This is a genomic window from Microbacterium sp. GbtcB4 (assembly GCF_019091465.1).
Lineage (GTDB): Bacteria > Actinomycetota > Actinomycetes > Actinomycetales > Microbacteriaceae > Microbacterium > Microbacterium paraoxydans.
Genome location: NZ_JAGXJJ010000015.1, coordinates 1 through 10,800, shown reverse-complemented (window position 1 = coordinate 10,800; position 10,800 = coordinate 1). Strand labels below are relative to the sequence as shown.

At 65.1% G+C, this 10,800-nt stretch carries 11 protein-coding genes and 1 pseudogene; 10 read left to right on the top strand and 2 right to left on the bottom strand.

Annotation, left to right across the window (positions count from 1 at the left end):
• Positions 1–262: 262 nt before the first annotated feature.
• The 4 genes from KVS71_RS17050 to lnt are packed head-to-tail and all read left to right on the top strand — an operon-like array spanning position 263 to position 3,759.
• On the top strand, positions 263–583 hold the full coding sequence (locus tag KVS71_RS17050) for a hypothetical protein (protein WP_217585105.1): 321 nt from the start codon (positions 263–265) through the stop codon (positions 581–583).
• A complete protein-coding gene (locus KVS71_RS17045) occupies positions 580–1,158 on the top strand; it encodes a thioredoxin family protein (RefSeq protein WP_217585104.1) in 579 nt (192 codons plus the stop codon). Before KVS71_RS17050 ends, KVS71_RS17045 begins: the two co-directional genes overlap by 4 nt.
• The gene (locus tag KVS71_RS17040; RefSeq protein ID WP_217585103.1) at positions 1,155–2,057 is read left to right on the top strand and encodes a cytochrome c biogenesis protein CcdA; all 903 of its coding nucleotides are present in this window, start codon (positions 1,155–1,157) and stop codon (positions 2,055–2,057) included. Before KVS71_RS17045 ends, KVS71_RS17040 begins: the two co-directional genes overlap by 4 nt.
• Before the next feature lie 40 nt (positions 2,058–2,097).
• Positions 2,098–3,759 (top strand): apolipoprotein N-acyltransferase, encoded by a 1,662-nt coding sequence (gene lnt / locus KVS71_RS17035; RefSeq protein ID WP_254635895.1) that lies wholly within the window; start codon positions 2,098–2,100, stop codon positions 3,757–3,759.
• Between the two features lie 36 nt (positions 3,760–3,795).
• Here the strand turns inward: lnt and KVS71_RS17030 are convergent, their stop codons facing one another.
• On the bottom strand, positions 3,796–4,185 hold the full coding sequence (locus tag KVS71_RS17030) for a heavy metal-responsive transcriptional regulator (protein ID WP_217585102.1): 390 nt from the start codon (positions 4,183–4,185) through the stop codon (positions 3,796–3,798).
• A 135-nt stretch (positions 4,186–4,320) separates the two neighbouring features.
• Between KVS71_RS17030 and merA the strand changes: the two genes are divergently transcribed.
• The 6 genes from merA to KVS71_RS17000 all read left to right on the top strand — a co-directional run bounded on the left by merA (position 4,321) and on the right by KVS71_RS17000 (position 10,532).
• The gene (gene merA / locus KVS71_RS17025) at positions 4,321–5,763 is read left to right on the top strand and encodes a mercury(II) reductase (protein ID WP_217585101.1); all 1,443 of its coding nucleotides are present in this window, start codon (positions 4,321–4,323) and stop codon (positions 5,761–5,763) included.
• A 44-nt stretch (positions 5,764–5,807) separates the two neighbouring features.
• Positions 5,808–6,461, top strand: coding sequence for an organomercurial lyase MerB (merB, locus tag KVS71_RS17020; RefSeq protein ID WP_217585100.1), 654 nt, complete (start codon positions 5,808–5,810; stop codon positions 6,459–6,461).
• Positions 6,462–6,639: 178 nt separating this feature from the next.
• On the top strand, positions 6,640–7,185 hold the full coding sequence (locus KVS71_RS17015; RefSeq protein ID WP_217585099.1) for a redoxin domain-containing protein: 546 nt from the start codon (positions 6,640–6,642) through the stop codon (positions 7,183–7,185).
• Positions 7,182–8,201, top strand: coding sequence for a cytochrome c biogenesis CcdA family protein (locus tag KVS71_RS17010; RefSeq protein ID WP_217585098.1), 1,020 nt, complete (start codon positions 7,182–7,184; stop codon positions 8,199–8,201). The genes KVS71_RS17015 and KVS71_RS17010 overlap by 4 nt, the downstream gene beginning before the upstream one ends.
• A gap of 243 nt (positions 8,202–8,444) precedes the next feature.
• The gene (locus tag KVS71_RS17005) at positions 8,445–9,794 is read left to right on the top strand and encodes an NAD(P)/FAD-dependent oxidoreductase (RefSeq protein ID WP_217585097.1); all 1,350 of its coding nucleotides are present in this window, start codon (positions 8,445–8,447) and stop codon (positions 9,792–9,794) included.
• Between the two features lie 237 nt (positions 9,795–10,031).
• A complete protein-coding gene (locus KVS71_RS17000; RefSeq protein ID WP_217585096.1) occupies positions 10,032–10,532 on the top strand; it encodes a hypothetical protein in 501 nt (166 codons plus the stop codon).
• Positions 10,533–10,547: 15 nt separating this feature from the next.
• On the opposite strand, the pseudogene KVS71_RS16995 reads toward KVS71_RS17000, so the two are convergent.
• Positions 10,548–10,800, bottom strand: a pseudogene (locus tag KVS71_RS16995) (hypothetical protein); the annotation flags it as partial.

Below are 10,800 nucleotides of genomic sequence, written 5' to 3'. Positions count from 1 at the left end.
ACTCGAGGCCCGAGCGACCGCCATCCTGGAGCAGATCAGCCCGCCACTGGCCGCTTGACAGCAATAGGAGCATCCACTACCAGGGACTTGACCTCCGCTGGCGCTGGGCGACCGGGAGCGGACATCCGCTTCCCGTCAACGACGACTCACGGCGTATTGGTGGCATCCCCGACTTGACCTTCCCCTGTAGGAGAAGGGCCAAGGTGGAGTTGTGCCGGTCTAGTCCGGCTGCGGCCTGTTGCCGGTCAGGCCACTGATCAACATGGAGAGAACAACGACCTTGTCTACTGATTCCAAGCGCCGGAGCAAAGCCCTGCCGCTCATTACGGGTTTTGTCCTGCTGCACGTGGTGTGTTGCGGTCTGATATTGACGTTGGGCGTCGCCGGGGCGCTCGGAGCCATCGGTGCCGTGCTGGGTAACCCGTGGTTCATCGTCGCGGCGGTAATTCTTGTCGGCGTGCTCGTGATATCTGCTCTTCGCCGCAGGGCAGGCGGGAAAAGCTCCGGGGAGGACTGCTGTGAGCCGCAGCGGCCACCGCTTTCTCAAGACTCTGCAGTTCGCGTCAGCGAAGATCGGGCATGAGTCGGTCGGCACCCGCGACGGCTCTTCATAGACGAGAAAATATCCGCACGTTTTGGTTCATCGGGCTGTTTCTCCTCGTGATGGTGGCCGCGGTGACGGTCGTAATCTCAACGGTGCAGGGCACAGAAGCGTCCTCGAACCCGAGTTCGTCCGGCACGTCGATGTCCGCGGTGGGTGGCGAATTCACTGCTCAGACGACAGACGGCGAGCAGATTCCGGTGCCGGGAACGAAGCCGAGCGTACTGTTCTTCTTCTCGATTGAATGTGGGGTGTGTGGGCCGGCGACGAAGATGTTGGCCGAAGTGCAGCGCAGCGCCCCCGACGCCGCCAACTTTGTGATGGTCGATGTGGCGAACTACGAGACCGCACCCGAAATTGAAAGCTTCTTGGCCGAGTATGAGGCGTCGTCCCTCGCTTACACCATCGACACCGACGCCCGGCTGATCACTGCCTATGAAGTCAGCCAGCTGAGTACGGCCGTCGTCTTGGACGCTTCGGGCCGAATTGTGTTCAGCGCCGTCGAGCCGAACGAGGCGCAAATACGCGTCGCTCTTCTTGAGGCAGGTGCCGAGTGAGCGCCCTTCTCGTCCTTGCCTTCGGCGCGGGATTGCTGGCCCCCATCAATCCGTGTGGCTTGGCTGTGCTGCCAGCGTTCTTGGCGTATGGCACGCGAAACGCCGCGGCCACCGGAACAGAGGGAACGTGGGCACGGCTCACATGGGGCCTTCGGTCCGGTTTCGCCCTGGCGATCGGCTTCGCCGGTACTTTCACCATTGTCGGTCTGCTTCTGGCCGCTGGTATGCGATCGCTGATAGGTGCGTTCCCGTGGGTGGCCGCCGTCCTGGGTGCCGTCTTCGCCCTGCTCGGTCTGGTGATGCTGGTCGGCATTCGAATTCCAGTCGGGATTCCGAGGCTGGCAGCGCTTGGGCAGGATCGCAAAACCAGGGGCGGGATGGTCGTCTTCGGTGTCGGCTATGCTCTCGCTTCGGCATCCTGCAGCCTGGCGCTGCTGGTGGCTGTGGTCACTCAGGCGCTGGCGGGCGAGGGGCTAGCGACCGTCCTCCTGGTATTCGCCGTCTATGCGGCCGGATCCACCATATTGCTGTTGTCCCTATCGGTGATGACGGCGTTCGCGAGCACCGTGATCACCACACGGCTGCGCCGCCTGATGCCGCACATGAACCGGATCACGGGCGCGATACTGACGCTCTCCGGCGTCTACCTGCTCGTGTACTGGCTGCCTCAACTGTTCGGCGGCGACCCAGGCACGAACCTACTCGCCGGTGTCGCCGGTCCGATCTCAAGTTGGGTCGGCGGCAACGTGTTCCTGGTCTCGACCATCGCCGGTGCAGCGGTAGTGGTGACGGTCATCGGTGCCGTACTACACCAGGCGAGAAAGGGGCGCCGACCAGCCGAAACGGATGATTGCTGCGAGCCCTCGCAGACGCGACGACCGATCGGGCCGAAGCATTGACATCTCCTACTCCACCTGTACCCGGCGGTATGACCTACTGATGAGCAACTATTTCGGCACAGGGAACGTCGGTGAACCCACGATCATCCCGCAACAACGCTCGCAACTGGGCAACCCGATGGGTGATAGCCGTGCGGCACAGAAGCCGCACCGGGACCGTAGTAGCCCACCCGGCACTAGAACCGCCCCAGCAGTGCCTCTCTGGGCTACCCTCTTCATCGCCATGAGCGCCGGCGTGATTCTCGACGCCGCGTTCCCGGACCGCGGCTGGTGGTTTCTCGCTCCGGTCGGGATCGTCCTCATGCTGTGGTCACTGCTCGGGCGCGGCCCATGGACCGGTCTGCTCGTGGGCCTCGTGGCCGGGTTCTCCTTCTGGGGTGTCCACATCTACTGGCTCACGGTCTATCTCGGTCCGCTGCCATGGCTGGGTCTCGCGGGGCTGCAGGCGATCTTCTTTGGAGTGAGTCTGTCCCTCGTCGCCGTCGTGCTGCGGTGGGGTCCCCGGCTCTGGCCGACAAGATTCGGGCGACTAGGTGCGGTGCCCGTCGTCGTGGCGGGTCTCTGGACGGCACGGGAGGCGTTCACCGCGGTCTGGCCATACGGCGGGTTCGCGTGGGGGCGGGTGGCGCTGTCCCAGTCGGAAAGTCCATTCAACTCGCTTGCCGCCTGGGTCGGTCTGTCGGGGCTCAGTTTCATTCTGGTCTGGTTGAGCGCGTTCGTGGTCCAGTTGTGGCGCGAGGCTCAGATCGGCCGGGTCGCGCGCTGGGCGGTGGCGGCAGGCCTGGTCGGGATCCTGTTGGCGTTCCCCGCGTGGCCGGTCATTCAAACGGGCACGACCCGACTCGCCGCCGTGCAGGGCGGATCGGACGCAGCGCTCTTCGCCCGGTACCCACCCGGGCAGATCCTCGCCGATCACGTTGCGGCTACCGAGCCGCTGATCGGCGAAAAGGTCGACTTCGTGGTCTGGCCGGAGAACAGCACCGATCTCGATCCGATCCGATTTCCGCAGGCCGCGGAATCCGTAGACCGCATCAGCCGCTCGATGGGGGCGCCGCTCGTCACCAGCACGATCACCGAACGCGACGGCAGGTATTACAACACGTCACTGCTGTGGGACGAGGGGCGAGGTGTGATTGACCGGTACGACAAAGTGCACCCGGTACCTTTCGGCGAGTACGTGCCGGATCGGGCATTCTGGCGATCGCTTGCTCCGGACCTCGTCGACCTCATCGGGCGCGACTATGCCAAGGGCACGGGCGGCAACGTGATCAGCATCGACGACATCCTCGCGGGAATCGCGATCAGTTTCGAGATCGTCGATGACCAACTGGTACGCGAGATGATCGACGGGAAAGCGCAGATTATTCTCGCGCAAACCAATACCGCCGACTTCGGCCGCACCGATGAGAGCGTCCAGCAACTCGCGATCGCGAGGCTCCGGGCGATCGAGACCGGCCGCACGGTCGTGAACATCTCAACCGTCGGAGCCAGTGCAATCATCATGCCGGACGGGAGAACCATCGACAGCGTGCCGACGTGGGAAGCGGGTGCGATGGTGCGGACGGTTCCGTTGAGTGACACCGTCACGCCGGCCGTGACTTTCGGGCGGGGAATCGAGTGGCTCGTGTCGGCGCTCGGGCTCGCGGGGCTTGCCCTCTGCCTGGTCCGCGCCGGGTCGCGCCGTCGCCCGGCTGTCAAGTGATCGCTCAGATGACTGCACGCCTGACGGGAGGCGTTCTCACAGGTAGCTGCAGATGCGATCCGGGTCGCACGCGGCGAGGTCAGGTTCGGATGCCGCGTCGTAGAAATCCGCGACGGTGGCCCTGAGGGCGACCAGCTCGGCGATCTGCCGGTCGAGGTCGGCCAGCTGCCGTGCGAGAAGGTCTCGCACATGCATGCACGGGGCCTCGCCGACGTCCCTGATCTGCAGAATGTCGCGGATCTGTGCCAATGTCAGCCCGGCGGTGCGGCTTCGGCGGATGAAGTCCAGTCTCGCCGGGATGTCCGCTCCGTAGTCCCGGTAGCCGTTCGTGGCTCGCTCGGTCGCGGGCAGAAGACCGCTCGCCTCGTAGAACCTCAGGGTCTTCGTGGTCATCCCGGACGCTGCCGCCGCTTCACCGATACGCACGCTGTGCCTCCTCCTTCATGGTTTCGCCGCTCACTCTTGACCTTCCAGTCTAGGGGAAGGTGCAGACTGACTGAAACGAATCGAGCAGGGTTGTCCTGCCCGCGCGGCTTTCGACAATCATCCTCAGGAGATTCCATGCCCGAACTCTCACCGACCGACTTCGATCTGGCCATCATCGGCTCCGGTGGCGGTGCGTTCGCCGCCGCGACCCGGGCCACGAACCACGGCAAGCGCGTCGTCATGATCGAGCCCGCAACCATCGGCGGAACCTGCGACAACATCGGATGCATCCCGTCGAAGGCCCTGCTCGCGGCCGCCGACGCGCGCCACGTCTCCCTCGACGCGCGCCGATTCCCCGGCATCGACGCGACCGCCGGTCCGGTCGACATGACGGAACTGATCGACGGCAAGCGTGCCCTCGTCGAGAATATGCGATCCGAGAAATACGTCGACCTGATCGCGGATTACGGTTGGGATCTGCGGCACGCCGACGCGGCATTCGCCGGCACCGCCGAGAACCCGGCATTGGAGGTGACGGATGCCGACGGCAAGGTCGACACCATCCGCGCCGCGCACTACCTCATCGCCACCGGCTCGAGTCCCTCGGTGCCCTCGATCGACGGGCTGGCGGATATCGACTACCTCACCTCGACGACGGCGATGGACCTCGACGAGGTACCCGAGTCGCTGCTGGTTCTCGGCGGCGGCTATGTCGCGCTCGAGCAAGCCCAGCTGTTCGCCCGGCTCGGCTCGAAGGTGACGATGATCGTGCGCTCCCGGCTGGCGTCCGCGGAGGAGCCGGAAGCATCCCGCGCCCTGATGAGCGTATTCGCCGACGAGGGCATCCGGGTTCTCCGCAAGACGACCATCTCGAACCTGAGCGTCGACGCGACCACCGGTGAGGTGGTGGCGCTGGTCGCCGGGATCGGCGGTCGCGAGGACATCCGCGCGAGCAAACTGCTGGTCGCCGCCGGCCGGCGGCCGGTGACGACCGGGCTGAACCTCGCCGCGGTCGGGGTGACGACGGGGGAGAACGGCGAAGTCGTGGTCGATTCCCGGCTGGCCTCGTCCAACGGCCGCATCTGGGCCGCGGGGGATGTGACCGGTCATCCGGAGTTCGTCTACGTCGCCGCCGCGCACGGCGCCCTCGTCGTCGACAACGCCTTCAACAATGCCGGGCGGGAGGTCGACTACCGGCAACTGCCCCGTGTCACCTTCACAACCCCTAACCTCGCAGCGGTCGGGATGACCGACAAGCAGGCAAGGGACGCGGGAATCGTCTGCGAATGCCGGGTGCTGCCGCTGGAGTACGTGCCGCGCGCCCTGGTGAACCGCGACACTCGCGGATTCATCAAGGTCGTCGCGGACGCCCAGACCGGCCAGATCCACGGGATCACCGCCGTGGCGCAGAACGCCGGAGAGATTGCCGCCGCCGCCGTGTACATCGTCTCCGCAGGGATGACCGTCAGCCAGGTCGCGAACCTCTGGAGCCCTTACCTGACCATGGCCGGGGGCACCAAGATCGCCTGCCAGTCCTTCACCACCGACGTGTCCAAGCTGTCTTGCTGCGCCGCGTGACCACCTCATTCACCGAACGATCCATCCCGACGAAAGGACCCACCATGACCGACAACGCCACCCAGCTCACCGAGCGCCTGACCTCATCCGAAACCGGAATGCAGCCCTGGCTGTGGTTGCCGCTGATGAGACTGCTCGCGCAGGGCGATCCGGTCGGCATCGACGACCTCGCCGCGACGACCGGCCGACCCGTCGACGAAGTCCGCTCGGCACTTGCGGCTATGGCCGACACCGAGTATGACGGGTCGGGGCGGATCATCGGACAGGGACTGACCCAGCGGGCGACCCAGCACCGTTTCGAGATCGACGGGGAACAGCTCTACACCTGGTGCGCCCTGGACACCCTCATCTTCCCCACCCTCCTCGGGACCTCCGCGGTCATCGAATCCCGTTACCGCACCGGAACGCCGGTTCGGGTGACCGTCGACAGCTCCGGCGTGCGCAGTGTGGACCCGGCCACCGCGGTGGTGTCCCTGGTCGCCCCGGACGACATGAGTTCCGTGCGCTCCTCCTTCTGCAATCAGGTTCACTTCTTCGCCTCTCCCGAGGAAGCCGAACCGTGGCTAAAGAACCATGAGGGCGGAGCGGTCATCCCGGTCCCGGAGGCGTTCGCGCTCGGTTCATCGATGGCCGAGAAGATGCTCGCCGAGACGGCTGCGGACCGCTCCAGCGATGACACATCCCACAGCTGCTGCTGAGGTGCAACAAAATGACTGAACACTTCGATGTAGCCATGCTGCAGATCCGATTCTCGAAGGACCCATCGCGATTGAGACATTCATGAATCAGAAACGCACGGCGACCACTGGGCCGACCGGACGCACGCCGAAGGGGTCCCCATCGTCTCAGCGGGGGGCAACAAAACTGGGGTCCCGTGTGGTCATCTCGTTGGCGATTCTGGTGCCCGGCGTGCTGCTCGGCGCGCTTGCAATCAGCGGCCTCAACGGCGGGGCGGACACGCCGAGCACGGGGGTGACCTTGGGCGACGAATCTGCTTCGGGCCAGTTGGAGGTCGGAAACGAGGCACCGGCATTCGAGGTCGACACCCTGTCCGGCGGCACCTTTCAGGTGCCGTCCGACCGGCCGACCGTTCTCAGCTTCGTCGACCTGTGCCCGTCCTGCATCCCTGACACGCGGAAGATCGGTGCGCTTCAACAACGCTTCGAGGGCCTAGACGTGCTCGCCATCGCCTCAGATCCGTCGGCCGATCAGGTCAGGTTGGAGGAGTTCATGCGGCAAGCGGGCAGCCCTGCCTTCGAGCTCGCCCTCGACCCCGACAGCACTCTGACACAACGATTCGACGCATTCTCGATGGGAGCCAACGTGACGATCGTGGACGGCTCGGGCCGGATCACCTACCGCGGACCGGTCGACGTGGAGTCGATGAGCGCGGCACTGATCGAAGCGGGCGCGCGCGAATGATGGTCATTCTCGCCTTCGCATTCGGTGCCGGTCTGGTTTCGCCGTTGAACCCGTGCGGGTTCGGCCTGCTGCCGGCATTTCTGGGTAGCCTGCTCGGCGGCGACGACGAGCGGTCGAAGGCCTCTATGGCGAATCGATTGTGGCGCGGCTTGGCCGCGGGTGGCGCGGTGAGCGTCGGGTTCGCGGGAGTTCTGGTCTCCGCCGCACTGCTCGTCGCGCTCGGCCTGCGCTCGATACTCGCCTTCGTGCCATTTGCCGCGGCAGTGATCGGCCTCGTCCTCCTCGGCTCGGGTGTCGCGGTTCTGGCGGGTCGCCGCATAGCGGTGAGCAGACTGTCTCGCTTGGCGGCGCTGCGAACGGATACCGGTAACGTCACGACGAGGCTCGTCGCGTTTGGTGCAGGGTACGCTGTGGCATCGGTCGCCTGCACCTTGGCCATCCTGCTCGCAGTCGTCGGACAGGCGTTGTCGACGGAGAACTTCGCCGGCATGGTCGCAGTGCTGGCCGCCTACGGTGCCGGTTCGGCCACGCTGCTGACTGCCCTGTCAGTGTCGACCGCGATCGCAGGGTCAGTCTTGTCCGCTCGACTGCGCCGAGTCTTGCCGTTCATGGAGCGCCTGTCAGGTGTGCTGCTGGTCCTGTCCGGGGCATACCTCGTGGCAACCAACGTCGAAGGGCTCAAGGACCTCCCTGCCGTCAATGCTGTGGCCATGTGGGTCATGGATGCCTCGGCCCAGGCCTCGGCGCTGGTGCAGTCCGCGTATCTCTGGTTCGTGCCAGTGCTGTTCGCCCTGCTGGTGATGACGGCGTTGATCTGGTGGCGGAGACGAAGGTCGAGAACCGCCGGTGATACCGATCCGATTCTTTCCCGTACCGGAGCCGAACCGGTCGGCTCACGAGAAGACGACTGCTGCGCGCCGACGCATGTCGATGCACCGTCGGCATCCGCGTCTTTCCGCACGAATGAGTTGCCGGCCGACGCTCATAGCAAGGACGCTGCCGACCCTGCTCGGTAGTCGGTCACGTCCCGTGGAGTGAGTTTCGGGAATTCTTGTCGGCGTGCTCGTGATATCTGCTCTTCGCCGCAGGCGGGAAAAGGTCTTCCGGCTGTCGCTCCCTCGGTGACGGGGCGCCGACCGGTGGCAACCAAACAGCCTGGCCGCCCGGTCAGCGCCACCGGACACGGCGGCGGCGGCGACGACGTCACCGCTACTGCGTTTAGGAACAATGAACCTGTATACGGAAAGTCGAGGATTGTGATGAGTGAACACGTTGATGTTGCCATTTTGGGCATGGGCCCCGGCGGAGAAGTCGCTGCAAGCCGGCTGCTGAAAGCAGGCCGGAACGTCGCCGTCTTCGAGCGGGAACTGATCGGCGGGGAGTGCGCCTATTGGGCCTGTATCCCTTCCAAGACGGTGCTGCGTCCGCCGGAAGCCCGGACGGAGGTTCAGCGGGCAGCCGGCGTGGCTGGTGCCGAGCTGGACTGGTCGGCGACCAGCGATTACCGGGACTACATGATCCGCCACCTCGACGATCAGGCGCAGGTGGACGGCTATGCCGGGCAGGGGGCTTTGGTCATCAAAGCCGAAGCGAGGATCACCGGGCCCGGGCGCATTCAAGCCGGGGACCGTGAACTGTCGGCAGAGCACATCATCATCGCCACCGGTTCCGAAGCAGTCGTTCCTCCGCTGGAGGGGCTTGCGGATATCACTGCCTGGACTAATCGAGAGACGTACACCGCCAAGACACTGCCGAAACGTGCTGTCATCATCGGTGGCAGCGCGGTCGGCGTGGAAACAGCTACCTTCCTGTCCCGCTTCGGGGTCGCTGTCACCCTCATCCAGCGAGGCGATCGGCTGCTGGCGCGCGAAGAGCCCCGGGTGGGAGAGCTTGCCTTGAAGCACCTGAAGGAAGAGGGTGTGGATGTCCGGCTCGGTGCCACCGCCCGCAGCGGTCGCCGCGACAACGAGGCAAGCGTCCTTGAACTGGATGACGGCAGCCGCGTCACGGTCGACGTCGTCATCTTCGCCACCGGCCGCACGCCGCGCAGCAAAGACCTCGGCTTCGAAACGGTCGGTGTCAGGCTGGGCGAGCATGGCCAGGTGCAGGTGGACGAGCACTGCCAGGCCGCAGAGAACGTGTGGGCGATCGGCGATGTCACCGGCATCATGCCCTTCACCCATGTCGCCAAATACCAAGGCCGCATCGCCGCCGACGCGATCCTCGGAAATCCGCGAACCGCGACCTATGACGGAATCCCCCGCGTCGTGTTCGGCGACCCGGAAATCGCCGCTGCGGGGCTCACGAAAAAGCAGGCGGACCAGCAAGGACTCTCGACGGTGGGAACGGAACTCGACCTCGCTGACGCCATCGCCCGACCTTGGACCTACGAACAAGACCCTCGCGGCTTCCTCGGCCTCCTGGCCGACGCGGACAGCAAGACGCTTGTCGGTGCATGGGCCGTCGGCCCGATGGCAGGCGAATGGATACACCACGCTTCCGTCGCCATTCGCACAAGAATCCCGATCGATACACTGCGCGACCAGGTCGCTCAGTTCCCAACGTATAACGAGGCGTACCAAGCGGCCCTCGAGCATCTCGAAGTGTGACCCGAGCCGTCAACGCGCGCCCAAAGGTTCACGATGAATGCCGGAGAACAGAAGTCGGACCAAACAGGAAAGGAACACAGATCATGAGCGAAGTCGAGATCGGTCGTCCGGAGGGACGCACGCAATACAGCAGCAAGCCGGGAGCAGATATACGAGCAGCAGCGGCACCCCGGAACTCCTCTGGGTGCCGGCGAGTACGTGCACGTTGTTGAAGGCTACTTGCGCGAATGGGTGTGCATGGGCCAGTGCAACATCTACATCGCCACAGCTCGCGACCAGGAGCTCAAAGACCTGATCAGTCTCTACCTAAAGGATGTGTGCGATCCGAACGTCGCCGAGATGCAGGCGTTGCTCGAATCCTCCGGCTACACGGTCCCCTTGCCGTTGGACGCCGCGCCAACGAACACGGACCCGGTGGAGTCCGAGGCCATCAATGACACGACGATTGCCCTCGGTCAGTGGTTCGCCACCCCCGGTGTGGTCCGGAACGAGGAGGGATTTCCGGCTGGCCTGACCAAATTGGATGCGGTGGAACCGAGGCTGCCCAACGTCGCGGTGCATCCGGCTGTCGCCGGCTTCGATGATCTTGCGCACGCGTTGGATCTGAAGGGCTCGCTGATCGCGACCGCCAACAGCAACGGGGAGCGTGTATCCGGAGGATCCCAGCAGTGCCTTCATCTCGCTGAGCTAGCTGGGAACTTGGTCAAGTCCGCGGTGGTGGTGTATCCGGTTTGGTGATCCTTCGTTGTGGGGTTATGCGCTGAGGGCGTGCAGTTCGGGGCTGCTCACCTCCTCCGGTTCGGCGCCGATGGCTTGGCTCTTGGTGAGCACGTCGAGGCCGAGATAGCGGCGGGCCTCGGCCCACTCGGCGTGCTGCTCGGCGTGGGCGGCGCGGGGTGGCGCCGTGTCGCCGATGAGCAGGGCGTGCGCGGGGCGATCCTCGACGGTCTGGGCCCCGATGCCGACCAGCTCATGCTCTCCCTGTCGCCCACCCACGCGGGGGCCG